Annotated in this window: 23 protein-coding genes; 3 read left to right on the top strand and 20 right to left on the bottom strand. The window is 41.4% G+C overall.

Going from position 1 to position 19,507, the window contains the following annotated elements:
- Positions 1–163: 163 nt before the first annotated feature.
- The 14 genes from OEG80_RS04915 to OEG80_RS04850 form a co-directional block, all read right to left on the bottom strand.
- Positions 164–382: a hypothetical protein gene (locus OEG80_RS04915; RefSeq protein ID WP_263242086.1), complete on the bottom strand. Its 219-nt coding sequence runs from the start codon at positions 380–382 to the stop codon at positions 164–166.
- A 9-nt stretch (positions 383–391) separates the two neighbouring features.
- Entirely contained in the window at positions 392–628 is a 237-nt protein-coding gene (locus OEG80_RS04910) for a hypothetical protein (protein ID WP_263242085.1), read from the bottom strand.
- A 3-nt stretch (positions 629–631) separates the two neighbouring features.
- On the bottom strand, positions 632–889 hold the full coding sequence (locus OEG80_RS04905) for a hypothetical protein (RefSeq protein WP_263242083.1): 258 nt from the start codon (positions 887–889) through the stop codon (positions 632–634).
- Between the two features lie 11 nt (positions 890–900).
- Positions 901–1,389: a hypothetical protein gene (locus tag OEG80_RS04900; RefSeq protein WP_263242082.1), complete on the bottom strand. Its 489-nt coding sequence runs from the start codon at positions 1,387–1,389 to the stop codon at positions 901–903.
- A gap of 343 nt (positions 1,390–1,732) precedes the next feature.
- Entirely contained in the window at positions 1,733–3,370 is a 1,638-nt protein-coding gene (locus tag OEG80_RS04895) for a YfjI family protein (RefSeq protein ID WP_263242081.1), read from the bottom strand.
- Positions 3,371–3,417: 47 nt separating this feature from the next.
- Positions 3,418–4,583, bottom strand: a protein-coding gene (locus OEG80_RS04890) for an IS3 family transposase (protein WP_263241793.1) whose coding sequence is annotated in 2 segments (ribosomal slippage) — positions 3,418–4,325 and positions 4,325–4,583 — 1,167 coding nt in all. Because the reading frame shifts where the segments join, the coding sequence is not laid out codon by codon here.
- 39 nt (positions 4,584–4,622) lie between these two features.
- Positions 4,623–5,120 (bottom strand): hypothetical protein, encoded by a 498-nt coding sequence (locus OEG80_RS04885; protein ID WP_263242080.1) that lies wholly within the window; start codon positions 5,118–5,120, stop codon positions 4,623–4,625.
- A 171-nt stretch (positions 5,121–5,291) separates the two neighbouring features.
- Positions 5,292–5,567, bottom strand: coding sequence for a hypothetical protein (locus tag OEG80_RS04880; protein ID WP_263242079.1), 276 nt, complete (start codon positions 5,565–5,567; stop codon positions 5,292–5,294).
- On the bottom strand, positions 5,560–5,820 hold the full coding sequence (locus tag OEG80_RS04875) for a hypothetical protein (protein WP_263242078.1): 261 nt from the start codon (positions 5,818–5,820) through the stop codon (positions 5,560–5,562). Before OEG80_RS04875 ends, OEG80_RS04880 begins: the two co-directional genes overlap by 8 nt.
- Positions 5,817–6,053 (bottom strand): helix-turn-helix domain-containing protein, encoded by a 237-nt coding sequence (locus OEG80_RS04870; RefSeq protein WP_263242074.1) that lies wholly within the window; start codon positions 6,051–6,053, stop codon positions 5,817–5,819. Before OEG80_RS04870 ends, OEG80_RS04875 begins: the two co-directional genes overlap by 4 nt.
- Positions 6,046–6,294 (bottom strand): helix-turn-helix domain-containing protein, encoded by a 249-nt coding sequence (locus tag OEG80_RS04865; protein WP_263242072.1) that lies wholly within the window; start codon positions 6,292–6,294, stop codon positions 6,046–6,048. The genes OEG80_RS04870 and OEG80_RS04865 overlap by 8 nt, the downstream gene beginning before the upstream one ends.
- Positions 6,295–6,399: 105 nt before the next feature.
- Positions 6,400–7,419: a hypothetical protein gene (locus OEG80_RS04860; protein ID WP_263242069.1), complete on the bottom strand. Its 1,020-nt coding sequence runs from the start codon at positions 7,417–7,419 to the stop codon at positions 6,400–6,402.
- A gap of 328 nt (positions 7,420–7,747) precedes the next feature.
- Complete coding sequence (locus OEG80_RS04855) at positions 7,748–8,050, bottom strand: hypothetical protein (protein WP_263242068.1); 303 nt, start codon at positions 8,048–8,050, stop codon at positions 7,748–7,750.
- 37 nt (positions 8,051–8,087) lie between these two features.
- Positions 8,088–9,458, bottom strand: a complete 1,371-nt coding sequence (locus OEG80_RS04850; protein ID WP_263242066.1) for a tyrosine-type recombinase/integrase — start codon at positions 9,456–9,458, stop codon at positions 8,088–8,090.
- Between the two features lie 308 nt (positions 9,459–9,766).
- Here OEG80_RS04850 and OEG80_RS04845 point away from each other — a divergent pair, with 308 nt between their 5' ends.
- Together OEG80_RS04845 and OEG80_RS04840 are read left to right on the top strand one after the other, a co-directional pair.
- Positions 9,767–10,381, top strand: coding sequence for a glutathione S-transferase N-terminal domain-containing protein (locus OEG80_RS04845; RefSeq protein ID WP_263242064.1), 615 nt, complete (start codon positions 9,767–9,769; stop codon positions 10,379–10,381).
- Between the two features lie 126 nt (positions 10,382–10,507).
- Complete coding sequence (locus OEG80_RS04840) at positions 10,508–10,951, top strand: ClpXP protease specificity-enhancing factor (protein ID WP_149491803.1); 444 nt, start codon at positions 10,508–10,510, stop codon at positions 10,949–10,951.
- An 88-nt stretch (positions 10,952–11,039) separates the two neighbouring features.
- Here OEG80_RS04840 and dcd read toward each other — a convergent pair whose 3' ends face one another.
- From dcd to OEG80_RS04810, 6 genes are all read right to left on the bottom strand, one after another.
- A complete protein-coding gene (gene dcd, locus OEG80_RS04835) occupies positions 11,040–11,615 on the bottom strand; it encodes a dCTP deaminase (RefSeq protein ID WP_011513914.1) in 576 nt (191 codons plus the stop codon).
- Positions 11,616–11,750: 135 nt separating this feature from the next.
- On the bottom strand, positions 11,751–12,893 hold the full coding sequence (locus OEG80_RS04830) for a DUF2804 domain-containing protein (RefSeq protein ID WP_263242061.1): 1,143 nt from the start codon (positions 12,891–12,893) through the stop codon (positions 11,751–11,753).
- Positions 12,894–13,038: 145 nt separating this feature from the next.
- Complete coding sequence (apbC, locus tag OEG80_RS04825; RefSeq protein WP_263242059.1) at positions 13,039–14,265, bottom strand: iron-sulfur cluster carrier protein ApbC; 1,227 nt, start codon at positions 14,263–14,265, stop codon at positions 13,039–13,041.
- Positions 14,266–15,017: 752 nt separating this feature from the next.
- The gene (locus OEG80_RS04820; RefSeq protein ID WP_263242058.1) at positions 15,018–15,818 is read right to left on the bottom strand and encodes a 3-hydroxybutyrate dehydrogenase; all 801 of its coding nucleotides are present in this window, start codon (positions 15,816–15,818) and stop codon (positions 15,018–15,020) included.
- A gap of 136 nt (positions 15,819–15,954) precedes the next feature.
- Complete coding sequence (locus OEG80_RS04815; protein ID WP_263242057.1) at positions 15,955–16,584, bottom strand: CoA transferase subunit B; 630 nt, start codon at positions 16,582–16,584, stop codon at positions 15,955–15,957.
- 68 nt (positions 16,585–16,652) lie between these two features.
- Positions 16,653–17,366, bottom strand: a complete 714-nt coding sequence (locus tag OEG80_RS04810) for a CoA transferase subunit A (protein ID WP_133104498.1) — start codon at positions 17,364–17,366, stop codon at positions 16,653–16,655.
- Positions 17,367–17,724: 358 nt separating this feature from the next.
- Between OEG80_RS04810 and OEG80_RS04805 the strand changes: the two genes are divergently transcribed.
- Positions 17,725–19,140: a GntP family permease gene (locus OEG80_RS04805; RefSeq protein ID WP_133104497.1), complete on the top strand. Its 1,416-nt coding sequence runs from the start codon at positions 17,725–17,727 to the stop codon at positions 19,138–19,140.
- Positions 19,141–19,507: the final 367 nt, after the last annotated feature.

The raw sequence follows: 19,507 nt of genomic DNA, 5'->3' as shown, positions 1-19,507 counted from the left end.
TTATATTAAGTATTTGATTTAATTGCTAATAACAATCTGTTATTAATATTTGGTAGCCGTTTTGGTAGCCAGTAGCTTTGATTTTTGAGTATTGGTAGCCGTTAATTATTTTATTTCATGTATGGTTTTGTCAGGTTCTAAGATGTCCGAAAACTAAACTTACTTATACCGCCTTACCTTTATCATTCGTTTTCGGTGCTACCAGTCTTATCACTGTAGGTCTGTTTGCTATTGGCTCAATATCTCGCATTGGTGGCTTGTCTAATAACCCCAATAGCTTTGCTTTTGACATCGTAGCAGCAACCATAGCAGATGCTTGTCCATTCGCCTTAGCGGTCAATCTAGCATCGTCTAATTCAGTCATCAGGTCATCAATACTCATTTTCATTCTTTACCCCATAATATCTTGATAGGCTTGGCTTGCTGCCTCAGGTGATAAGCCTGTAATGTTGAATACTACTGGCTTGCTGTCTGCATAAACGTCTTTGATAACTGGCTTATCTAACCCTGTCAGCTTGGCCATTGTCGCAGTGGCTTGTATCATGGCGGTGGGCTTGCGTTCCTCAATCGCTATCTGCCTTGCCTGTTCTAACTGATCGAGTAAGTCATCAAGTGTTAATCTGCTCATGGTTCAATATTCCTCATCTAATCGCTTACTGATTGCCAATGCTGCCTCAGGCGTTAGATCAGGAATACGTCCGTAAAAATGTCCTAGTCCTGATTTGATATTACTGTTTGGCGTTACGTCTTTAAGTGGCTTATCAATGCCTAGTAACTTAGCTTGGCTCATGGTGGCTATAGTTAAAGCATTGGCGTTTTGATTATCAATCGCTATCTGTTTAGCGAGCTGTAAATCTTGGATCAAATCGTTAAGGTCTGGTAGTCGCATCTGCTTACCTCTTATCTTGTGCAATTTAGTTTATCAAGGGTTGATTGCCATACCTCAGCACTAAGTCGGTCATGCTCATTTACCAACCTATCAAACGTCTTTAAGTGCATGTAGCGAGGCTTTGCACCAATGCCATGAATAACGCCTTGCTGCCAACCTAAACGCGCTCTAATCGCTGCTATGCGACTGAATACGCGGTCAATGGGTTGCTGTAACTGACTGCCATAATTAGCACCAATGCAATGACGGCAAACATACAAGCCAGCGCAATATAAGGTCGATGTCCTATGACGGCATTTAGGGCATAGCCACCAGTAACGATAACCGCCATAGTTGCATGATGTTTTTGTTAGCTGAATAGAGTATTGATAGGGTTTGCTTCGATGGGTGTAGCTTACTTCGATATTTTTAGCGTTACCTTGTCTTAGCTGCTCACGATAGCGTGAGATAGGTAGCTTTAAGTAGTCGTTTAAGCTGTGAGTAGTGGCAAGTGCTGGCATGTTATCTAAACCATTAGGTATTTTTGTTATATTATAACATTATGACCACTTTAGATATTAACTACACTTAGCTTTTCGGTGCTGCATTTGTGATATAGATATTCACCTGTAAAAATGTGCCTAAACTGCCTAGATTGCTTGTAAGCCTTACCATTCCTAGTAACACCTTATTAACGTGTCTATCCTAACCCGTCCTAAATTGCCTAAATTGTCATAAATAGGCATTGTTAAAAACAGTATTTAGGCATAAAGGCACGTAAAGGCAAAAGCCATTAATAAATAAAGCCCTCTAACCGTAAAAGATAGAAGGCATTTAGGCAAAAAGGCATGTTTTAGGGTATGCCTATACTGTTATTAGTTTGGGGTTGATATAGATTACTTTTCTTTTACCTTCATCAGCTTGTTTGATATGCCCCATGCTTTCTAAATTATCGAGTTCGTTTTGTAATATCTTATTATTTTTACGCATTGGTTTAGGTGCTCCATTATAGACATAGGTACGGTTTAAGATCAGTGGGTTTTTACCTTTGGCTTTATCTACTAGCCAGCTACTTAGCTTTTCACTGTCGTTCTGCTCACCTTGTGGCGTTGCATCTAAATAGCGCAATCGTTCAGCTGTAGAATATTCCACTAGCAGATAAGCCCTTTTAACGTCATCTACTGTTATCGTAGTACGTTCATCAAAGAAGGCTATCAGTGACGCTATACGGCTAGCATTTTCTGCCATACGTGACGCATACGCTTTTAATGTTGCAAAAACGCCACCTTTTCGCTGCCTGTTCTCAATAGCTTGCTTATGGTCATCAAAGACTTGCTTTGCCTTACTATCAGCCCATTGTATTTTAATACGTTCAGGCTCACCATTTGGGGCTATAGGTAGGTTGGCTGGTGACGGATTAAGCAAGCTTTCACAGCGTGACCAGTAAGCAATTAGATCAGGATTATTATAAGCTTTATCGTCTTTTCGCTTGGGGTCGTTCCATGTTCTATAACCTCGTAAATCCTCAGGGCAAGCAATCAAAGCACGGGCTAAAAAACCTTGACCATTCAATAAAGGATCGGATAAAGCTGGCTCTAATATAATACGTTGAGCCATAAGCATAAGTGTCAAACGTGCATTAAATGCCTTAGTTCTTGGATTAGCAAAAGCGTTCTTTTGTGACCGTGACCGATTGACTACACCACCACTATAAAGGTCGGTAAAACTTGTTAAAGCATTGCCAGCGGTCTTACTTGTCATTGAATGACCGTTAAAGAATTGCGCTGCGTCATCAGTTGCCCATGATGCATTAATGATCTCAAGATTGACGTACTTATCTAGTATGGTTTCTATAGTAGCGTCTTTAAAGACAGTTTCAGGGTTATAGGGCTTTGGGGTGCTATCAAGAAACGTTTGCCTTTCTTTGCCTGTCAAACTTGCTTTGTCTGTTTCCCATGTGGCTAAGTCCGTTAAATAAGATTCATATTGTTTTTTCTCGTATTCATCTATTTTTAGATGGGTTAAGTTCATGGTTTCAGTTTTTCCGCTACCACTTTCGCCCTCTGTCACCAATATAAGACTGGCTGGGTTATGCCTATCTCCATGCGGTGCATTAACAAACTGTTGCCCTATATGTGCTATAGCTCCTAAAACGCATTGACCTGCCATTGCTAAGGGGACTTGTGCATAGCGTGCTACTGCTACAATCACATTCTTTAATAGTCCTTCCCATGCATCTATAGGATATGGGGTGGGCTTACTAGTATCGGCTGCTAATTGTTCAGGTTCGCCCCATGCCTCAGCTAATAAGTCTTTTATGATCGTTTCAGGCTCATTCAAAACATCATTAAGCGTCTGGTAATTACCAAACGATAGCAGTAAGTCAAAAGTAGTAATAATAGCTTTGACGTTTACCCCTAGCAATGGCTTTGTGATCTCATCTTTTTTATCTATGGTAGCAGTAACGATAACTTGCTTAACCTCAGCAAAATGCTTAACCATGTTGACCCCTGCCGTCAAATCCGTACAATTAAACTTGGGAAATTTAATTACGCAGCTTGACGATAATAATCAAACCACCCCTGTCTTGGCGATTTATGGCCCAAGCTCTTTTGAATCCTAGTTTGGTTGTAGTACAACTCAATATATCCAATGATATCGCTGATAGCTGCAAATCTTGTTTTATAGTCTTGGTGATATACTAATTCATTCTTTAATACGCCCCAGAAACTCTCTATAGGTGCGTTATCAAAGCAGTTACCTTTAGCGCTCATTGAGCCTGCAAACTGATGTCGCTTGATGATCTTGTGGTAGGCATGACTGCAATATTGGCTGCCTCTGTCAGAGTGAACTATTAGCCCTTTGCTAGGTCGTTTGTTCTTGATTGCCATATTGAGTGCACGGCATACTAGATCTGCTGTCATTCGCTTATTGATCGCATACCCGACCAGCTCTTTGGTGTACAAATCTTTGACTCCAGCTAAATACAACCAGCCCTCATTGGTCCAGATATACGTAATGTCACTGACCCAAGACTCATTAGGACGATTGGCATCAAACTTCTGATCCAGCACGTTTGGATAAACCAGCTTGTTGTGATTAGAGTCGGTGGTCACTTTAAAGCGCTTGTGGCGACGGCATTTAATGCCATGTTCTTCTTTAATGCTTCTGACCATATACAGGCTAATGTTGTGGCCTTGCTCGCTTAGATGAGCATGCAGTCGATCTACGCCATAACGTTCTTTCGTTTCACTGTGAGCCGCTTTAACCAGTAATTCAGACTGGTTGCGATGTATCTGCTGATCACTGATGTCACGACTAATCCAGTCATAGTAGCTCGATGGCTTAATCTTTAATACACGGCACATAGTAGTGATGCTAAATATCTGCTGATTGTCTTTGATAAAGGCGTACTTTACGGGCTGTTTTTCGCGAAGTACGCCGTCGCCTTTTTTAGTATCTCTCGTTCCTCTTCGGCAACTTTGATCTGCCGCTTGAGCTGCTTTATTTCTTGAAGAGCACTCATAAGATCAGGATCATATTGCTCTGTGCCGACAAGCTTGCCTTGATTGGCTTTGTTATGCCAATTAGATAAGGTTTGCATGGCGATGCCAAGCTGCTTTGCGGTCGATGAGATGTTGCCGTTATTGTCTGCTATCTTCTTAACGGCTTCAGCTTTAAATTCTGTGCTATAAGTTCTGATTTTTTTGGTCATGGTAAACTCCGATTAATATGCTTAGTTTACCAAGTTTAGTTATACGGTTTCTTCAGCATAGCTCATGTTATTAAAATGAAAGGGGTTAATACTAACTAATATAGTAACGTTTAGCCCTTGGCTTATCAGCTCTCTATATAGGGCTGTACCATCAGCTAGGTTATTCATTGCATACCAGTCACTATCTAAGCTTAGATTGCCAATGATAAAGGCGCTTGGCTGGCTCGGGTCTGTTACTTCTATAGGCTCATCACTGTTAGGGGTGTAAATGCCTATATTGGCTGGCTGGTGCATATTGTCACTTAGTATAAAAGCCACCTTGCCAGCGGTGTTGATAATGTCGCTTTTTCTATCGCCATTTTGAATAGTAAAGCTATCACCAAACTGTCTTAGTTTATCGCCTTGACCTAGTGCTATCAGGCTGTTTGTTATCTCATCATCTGCTATAATTTCAGTTGTAGTTTGCTTTGTGCTGCCAAGTAAAGTGTTAAGCCCCTTGTCATCAGCTTGGGGCTTTGCTTTGTCTGCAATAGTCATTTGTTGCCCTCCTTAATAACAAGTATTTTAGGATCAGTTGGCTGGCAAGCGATTAATGATAGTAGTAAGCCAATGCCTATAACCCATGCCATAAAAATGATAAAGCTAAGTAGTAATCCTCGCTTATGTGGCTTGTTGTGCTGCCCGTGGTCGGCTTTTAGATTGGTTTTGTTATCGCTGGTCATTTCTTACGTCCTCCACGTTAAAGGCGATTTCTGCTATTCGTGTAGATAGCTCTTTGAGTGACTCTACTTGCCGACTGCCTGTAGGTATCGCATTGCCTAGCATCTTTACTTCTAGTTCTGCTATCTTTGTCAGGCTATTAATGGCGGTCACATTGGCGTGTAAGGTAATGATTAGCTGGTCGATAAAGCCATCAGGCATCATCAGCACGCCCTGTTCTTTTAGCCCGTCCATGACTTGATTTATAAAAGTGTTATCACTCATGGCGCGTAACCTCCATTTCAGGCATAGATAGCACTATGTCCATTTGTTCGCTGGCATCGGTGGCAAACAATGAGTCCCTAAACAATGCAGCAATGACGGCTTGAATAACGCCTTTAGATATTGGGTCATCTGTCTGCACGGCTTGCAATGCCATAGCGTAATGTTCGGTATCAATTGATAATAAGATTAGCTGCTCGTTGATATGTTCGAGCGTGTCGGCTATCTGTAATAGCCTGTCGTTTGATTGGCTCATGATTGCACTCCACTAGCTAGATTATCGTTATCAATCCAATACTCATGCCAGTGCTTGCCGTCTTTATCTACTCGCTTGCGCTGTATGGTTAAGCCTGTATTTTCTAACTGATTAATGCGAGTGGGTAGCGTGGCTATTCTATAAAGTTCGATAGCTTGCCAGCTTGTGATTGATTGACCGGTCAAAAGATGATCTTTGATTATTTGGTTTTGGCTGCGTTTTGGCTTATCCATGATTAAGCCCCTCATTAGTAGCATTTAGATAGTCCACAATGTCGCTACCTTTAAAGTAGTAAACGCCATTGATAGATAACGGCTTTGTGATCTTGTCCGTTTTTATCCATCGTCTAATAGTTTCGGGGTGCTTATGGAATACATCGGCTATTTGCTTAACCTGATAAAGCTCTTTAGGGTTCGCTAATAGATAAGCTAGGTTTAGCTTACTGGTGGGTGCTGCGTGGGTAGTGTTAGGCATTGCCTTAACTCCTATTCAGTTGATGAAAGTTGTTAAGGCTTATTGTGGGGCGTGGGGTGTTGTTAGAAATTAATTTGAATTAATTAAAATTAAAACGTGGTATTTTTAATCTTTTGATAGCTTGAACATATCAGCATGGGCTTGTAGTGCTTGACTGATTTTATTCGCATTAGCTTTTAAGCCTGTCATGTCCTCATTAGCTATTTTTAAATCAGTAGCAAGGTTAAGAATAGCTTCATTTATTTGCTTGTAGTTTGGCTTTTGACCAATACGAAAGGTATTAGATTGCTTAGCTAATAATAGCGCCATCATTGCGATTAACTTCTTATCGGTGTTAGTTTCATCTGTTTGCGATCTGCTTCGCTGTGGGGCTTGTTGCTGTTCATCTAATTGCGCTTTGACTTGTTCAAGTTCGGTTTGAAGTTCTGCTACTTTAGCTTGTGCCTCTATTAACTCTTTAGCATCAATTTCTAGCTGTTGGCTTGTTTTATAATCGTTTAGTGGCTTAGCTGGCTCAATAGCCATCCAATCATTAAAACCCCTAAAGAAGTAACCATTTTTCCCTAAGTAATCTTTTAAATCAGCAGCTAATATCTTGTCTTCATGAATATTTAATTCACTGTTTTTTATTGCAAGCTCAATCATTAATTTATAACTGATATATTCTGAAAATACTTGAGTAAATTTTATATGACTTTGAAATTTACGAATTTCTGTTGGACTATCACCTGACAGTAGGCAAGCTGCATACATAATACTATAGGTATCAAGTACCGCTAACTTATCTCGAGAAAACTCATTTATATTAAGTTCGTGTATTTTCTTATGCTCTGGGTTTTCAAGATCAAGGCCATCGTCTGCAAGCCTAAAAATAGGCGGGTTTATATCATTATTGTACTTTCTAGAGGCTTCAGTAACTTGAAACATCACGCTACGACCGAAATCAATATCTAAATTTTTAATGCATTCAATAGACTTTAACTCTTTTATTAAATAACAAAACCCATCTTCTATACCCTCTAAATCATTAGTTACAAAGTACTTGGAAGTTACATACCTAATATCGTCACAATGCGTCAGATATTCTCTAGTGTTAATATCAAAACCAAAATCTTCTCTATGCATGTCTTTGCTATAACTTCTACCTCTATTCGAAAAATAAGACGTAACTTGTTCATCAAAATTTGCATCTATCAGATATAAAGCTACGTGCGCGATTTTTATATTGGGTTTACTACTAAACGAAATTAGTTCTATAAGGTCAGAGACATATATATATACTTATGCATCTCTGAGCAAGGTCTAGCTGAAATTTTCACATTCACACCCTTACACCCTTTAATCAAAGTAGGTGCAAGGCAGTGACAGCATAAGGGTGTGTAAATAGCTGTCGTTCGGGTAATTAGTCCTAGCCTTGCATGGTCATTGTAGCGGTGTTTAGTCGCTAAATCAGTTATGCTGTTAATCGTCTGTCCATTCTTACTAGGCTTTGACTATACCCAGTGATCTTTAAAGTGATATTGTCATGCTTTTTAGATAGGCGTTGCTTTTCTTTAATTGCCAGCTCATAAGGGAATGAGTTCATTAATGTTTTGCCGTCATCTGTTTTAAAGTCGATAGGCTCACCATTATGTAAAATAGAATAAATAGGCACATACGTAAAGCCGTCATATTCTGCACCATCAGGCGGTAGGTTATCCCAAAATGCGCGGTCATCTAATTGCTGGCGTGTTGGTTCGGTATCTAATATCATCATTGTTACTTCTCCTTTGGTGGTTTTTATTAGTTAGGTTTTAGCCGTGTTTCTGTTTATCGCCTTTCTTAAAATCAGCATGAATAACATTATCAAACTTGCCAGCTTTTATATCGTCTAGGTAGTTCGCCCAGTCGTTCATCATTGCAGCGCGTTGATCTAATCCAGTCATGCGATTGTATGCAGTGCCATAAGCGTTTAGCATGCGGTGACCTAATGCCAGTTCGGTTATGAGTTCATCATAGCCTAGCCGTTCCATTAGCATCGTTTTTGCTGTACTTCTAAAGCCGTGGGGGCTATGAATATCTTTATAGCCTTGTCCGTTATTCATTAAGTCACTGTTTAATAATTTGTTGATTGCTTGCGTATGATGGTAAGGCTCTTTTTTGCGTCTAGGGTTATGAAATACATAATCGCTATCACCTGTTAAGGGTTTCATCTGTTCTAATATAGCGAGGGCTTGCGGTGCTAGTGGTATCACTAGACTAGCTACCATATCGCCCCTGTTACCTGCCTTTTGTGGCTTAAACTGCCATTGCTTTTTGAGCCAATTAACATCAGTCCATCGCATAGCGCATAGATCGCCTACTCGAGTAAAGGTTAAAGCCAATAGCTGTAAGATACGTTTGTTATATAGCTGGCTTGCATCGTCTAGCTGGTCAATATCTTTTAGCAGTTCGGCAAAAGCGGTCACATCATTACTCAATGCTGGGCGGTGTTTAGATGCATGTCTTTTTAGCGTTCCTTGTAGGTCGCTTGCTGGGTTGTACTCGATCACCATATGAGCTTTGGCAATCTGTAAGATACTCTTTAGTAATGTTCTTACCCTCAATCCTTTATAAGTATTGGTTTTTTGAATGCTGTTAATAAATTTGATAACTAGACTGGGGGTTATGTCTGTTACCTTCATACACCCTAACTGGTTTTCAATCGGTCTTACTAGTTCTTCAAGATTTTTGATAGTACGTTTATTTAGGTTTTTGCTGGCTTGAATATCGCGCCATTCGTTGATGAAGTGGTTTAAGGTGTTTTGGCGTTCGGTAAGTTCTTTTTGCTTTTTACCTTCTCTATGTTCTATCGGATCAGTATCTTTAGCTAGTAGCTGCATATTGTCATTATGATATTGACGGGCATCAGCAAGGCTTAACGCTGGGTATTGTCCTAGCGTCATGTATGGGCGTTTGCCTGTAATAGGGTGGGTATAGCGGTGTCTAAAATCACTAGTAGCGTCTGCACCTTCTTTATGTGGTCTTATACGCACTTCTAAGCCTTTATAACCTGCTATTGGATAACTAACTGCTTTGTCAGCTTGCACGGCTTCTTTGATTGCCCGTTTGATCTGGGTATCGGTGCTAACCTCCTTCCTAACCATTTTCTTGCCCCTTAATTTGGTAGCCACCTTGGTAGCCATTTATAACGCTTTATGTTGTAATATAATATTGTACGTTGTAGTACATCATATATCTAAAATCGCTATACATCAATAAAATAAAGGGTTCTTAGGGTAATTATATTGTCTATCGCTTTATCAAGTTAAACCATGCATTATGAAAAAAGCATTACTTCGGTAGTGCTTTTTTATGCTTTAAACATTTATAAATCAGCCACAAAAGCGAGCTAAGCGCCAAATTTTTAAGCGACAGTGTTTACGTACGCTACCTTGATAAACACAGCAACATTGTTTACGATGGCAGGCTTTACTATTAACATTAGGCTTTCATGATTGATGCGAATGACATTCCAAGTAGTCAGCTAATTTTATACGCTGATGACGGCTACGACAGTCATGTGGTGCGCCTATTGCTTGAAGAAAAGAAGCTCGCTTATTATTTATCACGTTTGAATTCTGAGCGTCCTGAGGATTTAACCGAGCTAAACCCTTATCATACTTTACCTGTCCTACAGCAGCGTGAGATTGCGCTTTATGAGATTAACGTCATCTTTGAGTACCTTGAAGAGCGTTATCATGCCAATAAGCTCTTGCCTGAGACGCCACAAGAGCGGGCACAATTTCGCCAGTTAGCATGGCGTATTCAGCGCGATTGGCTCTCACTCGGTAAGCGATTGCTTATGCATCCAGACAGCTTTAATAAAGCCCAAGCGGTTATGGCCAGAAAACAGCTGAGCGATTCGCTCATCACTATATCACCGTTATTTGCGCACAAGTCTTACTTTATGGCAGATGAGTTTGGCTGGTGTGATGTGCTGCTAGCACCTTTATTATGGCGATTGGAAGAGATGGACATTGAGCTACCACGTGCTATCAGCCGTCCTCTGTTTGACTATCAAAAACGGGTCTTTGAGCGAGATAGCTTTCAAAAAAGCGTGCGTTAATTAGACAACAGTTAAATGCTGCCTTAAAATAACAAATAATGAAGCGCAAATGAATTTCTGTAAATAATCTTTTGCCGCTGATACCTTTTAACCCTTACTTAATACTGTCAATATAGGAAGCCAAAGATGAGCGAAGAAACCACATCTATTACTCCAACACGTCCTTATATGGTGCGTGCCTTGTACCAATGGATAGAAGACAATGCGCTTACGCCGTATCTGATGGTCGATGCAACCGCCAATAATGTTCAAATTCCAAAAGAGCATGTGCAAGATGGTCGTATCGTGCTCAATATTGCCAGCCGTGCCACTGGTAATATGAGTATGGAGAATGACTACATTCATTTTAGTGCGCGATTTGGCGGTGTATCACAAGAGATCTGGGTACCGCTCACAGCAGTGCTGGGTATTTATGCAAAAGAGAACTCTCAAGGGATGTTTTTCGATCCCAATGAATATGACAATTATGTGCCTGAAGACGATGCCGTTGCGAGTAGCAGCTCTAAAACAAACGTAGCAGCTCCTAAGCCCAAACGTGATAATAAAGCCGGCTTAAAAGTATTAAAATAACAAAATATATCGCATAAAAAAGCTGAGCATATTAAATATGTTCAGCTTTTTTTATTGTCAGCCCAAAAGTGGTGATGACCTTAAACGATTAGGTTCTTGGTAAGGTAACACCGCGCTGTCCTTGGTATTTACCACCACGATCTTTATAACTCGTCTCACAGACATCATCAGCATCACTTTGGAAAAATAGCATTTGCGCAACGCCTTCGCCAGCATAGATACGCGCAGGAAGATTGGTGGTATTACTAAACTCTAAAGTCACATGCCCTTCCCACTCAGGCTCAAGTGGTGTGACATTGACAATGATACCGCAGCGGGCATAGGTTGATTTACCAAGGCAAATAGTCAATACATCGCGTGGAATACGGAAATATTCCATCGTACGAGCCAATGCAAAAGAATTAGGCGGAATAATACACTCGTCACCGATGACATCAATAAAGCTTTTTTCGTCAAAGTTTTTAGGGTCCACAATTACTGAATGTACGTTGGTGAAAACCTTAAATTCAGGTGCGCAGCGTACATCATAGCCATAGCTTGAGGTACCGTAACTGACCAAACGCTCACCGGCATCATTAAAACGTACTTGACCGGCTTCAAACGGCTCAATCATGCCATGTTCTTCGGCCATTTTACGAATCCAGCGGTCAGACTTGATAGACATTGTTATTCCTTAGCAGATATAAAATAAAACTTATAATATGAATGGTGTTTTGATAGCGACGATTATACGGAATTGAGCGCTCAATTTATAGGCTTGGCTACGTTTAAATAAATCTCTAGTCAAAATGATAATCGCCTACCATTTTGCATAATGATCTTCTGCCAGTCCCATCACATTATCAAGCTTAATCACCTCTTGTTTGATTCGAATCTCACCATTATAAAAACCAAGCCATTGCTCAAAAATACTGGCAACGATACCAAAGTTATCGGTCTTCTTATAAACCGTCATAGGGGTAAAGGTTAAATCAATATCAACATTGCTCCAGCCAAGGTTTTGATGATAGATGTACCAAGGCTGCGGTATGTCATCTAACCTATTAGCAACGTTGTCTTGCTGATTGGGTGGCAAGTTTAGAGCATCACGAAGAAACATAACAGGCGGTAAATAACATATCTGCCCATCTAGCCAGCATGCATTTTCACTAGCGCCCGTTTCATTAACACCCATCGATAAGTTCAATGTGAAATGACGACCATCTGGCAAATAGCTATTGATACAGCTCCAAAACCAATTGGTCTCATGACGCATATATCCAAGTGTCCAATCGAGATTGGCAATAGTGTCATCATTGAATGATATTTTCTGAGCTTGTTGTCCGCTATTAAACGTTGAATTGGACTTAATAGCTAAGTGACCTACGATTTTAGTAAGCGGTTCTTTTTGCGTAAAAGTCCAGCCACGCCTGCCAGTCGGTGTGCAGACCGCCAATGGCTGCGACTGCCGCTGTAACGTTGCTTCAATCGCCAGATACTGACTGTCTAGCGCAACGTTGACTTGTGACGGGGTAAAATCTAACGTCAATGTCAGCTTTTTATGTCTAAATGCCATCTGCCCTTGATAGCAACTACCCTTTAAACGCGTATCAAGCGTCAAAGGCTGCAAGGCTTCACACACCTCTATCTCGTTTGTTTCATCATTATAAAGATAAACAAAAGCACTGGTCGCAAGCTTAATAGTCGCCAGTGCCAAGCAGACTCGATAAGGTGGTTGAATAATTTGAATAAAACAGAATTGGTTGGCTTTTAAGTGTTTACGCCAATTGGGCAGATGTTTTTGTGAGATAAGATGGCTGTGATAGTCTAAATAGTTGATGTCTTTGACTTGAGAAAAAACAGCAAAATGAGGCTGACCGTTTTGGATTAGTTGGTCAAGTACCGCTGGTTTGAATGTATCTGAAAAATATTTCTGAGCTTGTTCGTTGCAATTTTGATTCATAATGGTGGCATCCTAGCCAGATTTACACCAAGATATTAGCGGCTTTTTATACGATGGATATCGTTTGCTACCACTTCCTTATAATAGCAAACGACAATTCATTGGTTATTCAAACGCCTTGACGTTCAGTAGTAAAGCCTCGTTATTAAAAAATACGCTTATCATCAACTGGTTTGGCAAACTTATTAATATTGGTTTCAATATTTTTGGCAATACTCAGATAGTAAGACGCAAACTCATCATCTACCAATACGCTTGGCTCACCTTTATCTACCTGTGCACGAATAGCACTTGCCAGTGGAAGCTGTCCTAATAGCGGCACCTGATATTGCTCAGAAATTTTTTCGCCGCCGCCCGTACCAAAGATAGCTTCAGTATGATTGCAGTTACTACAAGTGTGAAGCGCCATATTTTCAACCACGCCAAGCACAGGAATATTGGTTTTGTTAAACATCTCAATGCCTTTTTGGGCATCAAGTAACGCAATATGCTGCGGCGTCGTCACAATGACAGCGCCCGTCACCGGAATACGCTGAGCAAGGGTGAGCTGAATATCACCGGTGCCTGGTGGCATATCAATGACTAAGTAATCTAACTGTGGCCAATTGGTTTGATTATATAGCTGCATCAACGCGCCGGTCGCTTTTGGACCGCGCCATGCGATAGGCGTATTATCTCCATCAAGCAAGCTGCCAATCGATAACATCGCTAGTCCATGCGCATTGATAGGCACAAACTGCTCATTTTCAAGCTCAGGTCTGACACTATTCACACCTAGCATCGCTGGCATACTGGGTCCATAAATATCAGCATCTAATACACCAACGCGGTTGCCGAGCTTTTGTAATGCCAAGGCGATATTGACAGTAGTGGTTGATTTTCCCACGCCGCCCTTACCAGAGGCAACGACAATGATATGACGAATACGCGGATGAGCGGACAACGACGCTTGGGTAGGAGCTTGCTTAGTGATAGGTGGTTCAGCATTTACCGTACTATCATCGCTCTTGGCAACAGGTTTACTATGACTATCCATCGCATTGGTGGTTTTTGGCATTGCTTTTGGCAAACTTGAGCCTTCACCTTTCATCGGCGCTGGTATCCGAACATTCATATGAATGCTTTGAATACCATGCGGCTGTAATAACTGCCCAAGCGCTTGCTGAATGGCCTCAGGATCGCTTTCATGTGGCAGACGCAACTCTAATGTCAGCTCACCACCATTACGCTCAAGCCCAGTGACCATCGTAGCAATACTGCTATCCCCAACATGATAACCCAGCAATACTTTATCAACAGCGCTATCAAGCGCAGCTTTCTGCTCTGGAGTTTCCTTTTGTGCGGTGGGTTTTTTCTTCATAAAATTAAACATAGCGACCGTGACTGCCTATACAAGTGGGTTGGTATGCTAAAAAGTATTATTAATACTATAACGAGAATAATTAACGATAGAAGCCATAAGCTTTTTAGCCAAACCTTTTATCGTGTCAGTGTAGCTCAATTGCAAGCATAAAAAAACCATGATGCCAGTAAGACAGCATTTTGCGTACAGCTTTGATCCTACGGTATCATCGATATCAAATAACATAGATGAATTACTTTATGACACGAGACAAGGATGAATTTGTTTAATACAAAAGGCAAGCTTGCAGCTTATCATCACCACAGACATAATACTCATTACCAATACCATCGACACTATGGAATCACCGCGAACACAGCACAAAGGAATACCGAAGCAAGCGTCCCCTGAATATCGGCATCTGGATCTGGATCTGGATCTGGATCTGGATACGCAAATATTATCGAGCGATTGGGCAACTGCTGTAATAATTACCAAGCAATTTCGGGCTTAATCAGCGCTGTGATATCGACAATATCACTAGGACATAAAGTCTGCACCGCATCAATCGCGCGCTTAAAATCCTATCTTTCAATAGTATCGCTTAACTTTACTGATATATCTTTATTATTCATCACTTTATCCCTGCGCCTAAAATGGCCCAACGAGTGCTCATAAAAAAGAGCCAATATCATTGGCTCTGGTCAATATAAAGCTAAATCCTAGTCGATTGGTCTTTTTTAGCAAGCTCATACAGTTAAGCTGACTGACCAAACAAGTTCTTAATTCATAAACCAGCCGTGGCTTGCGACAATCGATTGTCCGGTAAAGACATTGCTTGGAAATGCAGCCAAAAATAAAGCCAGTTGAGCAATGTCATCAACCGTGGTAAATTCTTTATCAACCGTATTAACGAGCATGATATCGTTCACTACTGACTCTTCACTGATGCCTTTTTCAGCCGCTTGCTGAGGGATTTGTTTTTCGACCAAAGGTGTTTTGACAAACCCTGGGCATATGACATGCGAGCGTACGTTATGGGCAGCGCCCTCTTTTGCCAATACACGGCATAGACCAAGTAAACCATGTTTGGCGGTGACATAAGGTGCTTTAAATAATGAGGCTTCATGTGAATGCACAGAACCCATATAAATCACTGTGCCACCTTTTTCATCTTTATACATATGCTGTACGGCCGCTTTGGTGGTCAAAAATGCACCATCCAGATGAATGGCGAGCATTTTTTTCCAATCCTCAAACGCCATTTTATGGATAGGGTCAATGATTTGGATACCGGCGTTAGATACCAGAATATTAATACCGCCAAAGGTATCGACCAGTTTCTGAACACCGCCATTAACAGCAGTTTCAGACGTTACATCCATCGCAATTGCAACGGCACGCCCGCCTGCGGCTTCAATAGCATCGACGGTTTGCTGAGCAGCTTCAATATTAATATCTGCAATACCAACCGCCGCGCCTGCCTTAGCATAAGTTTCGGCGATATCACGTCCGATACCGCTGGCAGCGCCTGTGACCAATGCTACTTTGCCCGTCAAATCTTGTTGTAATTGGGTCGCCATATATTATCCTTAATAATAGGTGATGGTGTGTAGTGATGAGTAGTAATGAATGAAGCCTATAAATAAGCCACTAAAATATAGTGGCTATTAAACAATTTACTAATCAGTATTTGAACTATTGAGTGGTTTATCAAAGCTATTGAGCAATGCTCACTGGCGTTTTCTCTTGTAGCTCATCGAAGCTAACACCATTTGCTAACTCAACCAGTTTTAGACCATTATCAGTCACATCAAGTACCGCAAGCTCTGTGATAATACGATCAACCACGCCTTTCCCTGTCAGTGGCAACTCGCAATTGGCAAGGATTTTTGGCTCGCCGTGTTTATTAACTTGCTCCATAAGCACAATCACACGCTGTACGCCTGCGACCAAATCCATCGCGCCGCCCATGCCTTTAACCATTTTTTTGGGAATCATCCAGTTTGCCAAATCGCCCTGCTCTGAGACTTCCATCGCGCCCAATATTGCAAGGTTGACATGACCGCCACGAATCATCGCAAACGACTCCGAGCTACTAAAATAACTCGCACCTGATTCGGCAGTGACCGTTTGTTTACCTGCATTAATCAAATCTGCATCGACGTTTTCTGCAGTAGGAAACTCGCCAATACCTAATAAGCCGTTTTCTGACTGTAGCCAGACATCGACGTCTTTAGGGATATAGTTTGCAACGAGTGTCGGTAGACCGATGCCTAAGTTAACATAATAACCGTCTTGTAACTCTTGTGCGGCACGCTGTGCCATCTGCTCTCTTGTCCATGCCATGGTAGCTTCCTTAATTTTTACGATATTCTATTATTATAAATTTATTAATTATGCTGTAATCGCAATGACTAAGCGCCTTCGACCACTTTAGTTGTCGTCTTTTCGATACGCTTTTCAGGGCTGCTATTCAATACGATACGCTGCACAAAAATACCCGGCAGATGAATCTCATCAGGATTTAAGGTGCCAGTTTCTACAATTTCTTCAACTTCAACAATGGTAATCTTGCCCGCCATCGCACAGTCTGGGTTAAAATTACGCGCCGTTTTATTAAAGATTAAGTTGCCTGCCTTATCGGCTTTCTGCGCTTTGATTAAAGACACATCAGCGCGTAATGAATGCTCAAGCACATAAGTACGACCGTCAAATTCGCGGGTTTCTTTGCCTTCAGCAACTAAGGTGCCAACGCCGGTTGCGGTATAAAATGCCGGAATACCTGCACCACCTGAACGCAGTTTTTCTGCCAATGTACCTTGCGGAGTCAGCTCAACTTCCAACTCGCCTGCCAAGTACTGGCGCTCAAACTCTTTATTTTCACCCACATAAGATGAGATCATTTTTTTAATTTGGCGCGTCTGTAATAACAATCCCAAGCCAAAGTCATCGACACCAGCGTTGTTACTGATGCACGTCAAATCTTCAACACCACTATCCCGCAATGCTTCGATTAACGCTTCAGGAATACCGCATAGACCAAAACCACCGATCGCCAGCGTTTGTCCGTCACGCACAACACCACTCAGCGCCGCTTCTGCGCTGTCATACACCTTTGATTGACTCATGCTTATCTCCTTGCACGTCTCATTTTTATTATTTACATTGATTCATTATAGGTTTTGCTTATTCAAGCAAACACTAGACTACCAATCGTTCTTACTTTTAAAGTAATACAATTTATATCACTATAAAATCTAGCGTACAGCTGTAATAACTTAACATATAATTCTAGCAGCGACTAGACAATAATATAAAGCGCGTACAAGGCAGCGCAGCTTGAGCAATATGGGTGAGGTCACCATCCTAATTGTCTAAAATAATGTTTGATAAAATACGTTAAATCGCCCGTTACGTTTAATTTTATTGACGTATTTCCCTATGCCCTGCATACTCTCAGGCTTAACTTAGCCAAGGAGGGCGGTCATGTTTAGCACACTTGCTATTATTATTACTTTATTACTTTTGATGTTCTTTGCTTATCGCGGTTATTCCGTACTGATTTTAGCGCCAATTATGGCTGCTTTAGCCGTACTACTTTCAGGTGATTTTTTAAGCAGTATTCCTGCTTATACTGATGTCTTTATGGGCGCATTGAGTGGCTTCCTACTCAAATTCTTCCCTATCTTCTTGTTGGGCGCACTCTTTGGCCGTTTGATGGCAGATTCTGGGGCGGCAACAGCGATTGCCAAAACGGTGGTCGAAAAGCTTGGCGCCAGTAAAGCGATTTTGGCGGTTATCTTAGTTTGCGGTATTTTGACCTATGGCGGTGTGTCACTGTTTGTCGTGGCATTTGCTATTTATCCAATCGCCAAAGACTTGTTTAAAGCTGCTGATATTCCTAAGCGCTTGATTCCAGCAGCGATTGCCCTAGGTTCGTTTACCTTTACCATGACAGCATTACCTGGCACGCCTGCCATTCAGAATGCTATTCCGATTCCTTACTATAATACCAACGTATTTGCCGCACCTGTCTTGGGACTTATTGGTGGTACGATCATGTTTGTCTGTGGTTGGTTGTGGTTGCAATCGCGTGCCAGAAAAGCGAATGCCGCTGGTGAAGGATATGGTCAGCATGATGAGAGTGATGTAGGCGGTGTTGGTGGAGGCGCAGCAGAGACCAACTTGCTTAGTACCCATCATACCTCATTCACCGTTGCGATGATTCCTCTGATACTGGTCATCAGTTTGAACGCTTTACTGACTTACTTTGTCTTCCCATCGATGGATTTTAGTGGTCTACAGGCTCAGTTCCCAGATTTGAATATCGCAGGTTCGCTTGGTCTATGGTCGATTATCCTCTCATTGGTCGTAGCTTGTATCGTGCTAATCGTCATGCGTCTCGGTCATTGGACCAATCTACAAAAAACCATCAACCGCGGTACTTATGACTCGATGTTACCGATCTTTAATACCGCGTCGGAAGTAGGCTATGGTGCCGTTATCGCGTCATTAGCAGGCTTTCTGCTCATTCGTGATAGTATCTTGAATCTAACGCCAGACAATCCACTCATTTCAGAAGCAGTCGCTATGACCACGCTGGCTGGTATCACTGGCTCATCATCCGGTGGTTTGAGTATCGCACTATCAACCTTGGGTGAAGACTATTTAAGAATGGCAGTCGCAGCCGGTATTGATCCAGAACTCATGCATCGAGTGGCGGTAATGGCAGCAGGCGGTTTGGATACCTTACCACACAGTGGTGCGGTCATTACCTTGTTGGCCATTTGTGGTCTGACACATAAACAGTCCTACTTAAATTTGGCAATGGTCACTATGATTATTCCACTGATTGCTGTCGTCGTTGTCATTACCTTGGGCACGATGTTTGGTTCATTTTAATTGGGTTGAATCAGTAAAGCATATAATGAAGTCAATCTAAAAAAGGGACAGCTTTACTGTTTTAAATTGACTACAAAAACCCCGCTAAGCTTTTGCTTAGCGGGGTTGTTATGAGCGCTTTATAAGGATTTACTATGTTGGACTTTTATCATAAATATCAATAAACACATTACACTTATTATAACGTACTACTGGTATAAACTTTTCTTGCTTGCTATGCCTACGCAGACAGAGTCTAAGAATAATTAATACCAGTAGCGCTGCACTCTTCTAAAAATGGATCAACTATAGCGCTTATTACCGTATTAATTCGTAAGGAATATCACAAATTTAGCCGAATTACGGTATCATAGGCACACTTTTTCAA

It is taken from the genome of Psychrobacter sp. SC65A.3 (assembly GCF_025642195.1).
GTDB classification, from domain to species: domain Bacteria; phylum Pseudomonadota; class Gammaproteobacteria; order Pseudomonadales; family Moraxellaceae; genus Psychrobacter; species Psychrobacter cryohalolentis.
The sequence above is the reverse complement of the archived record's forward strand: the minus strand, read 5'-3'. Positions and strand labels throughout refer to the sequence as shown.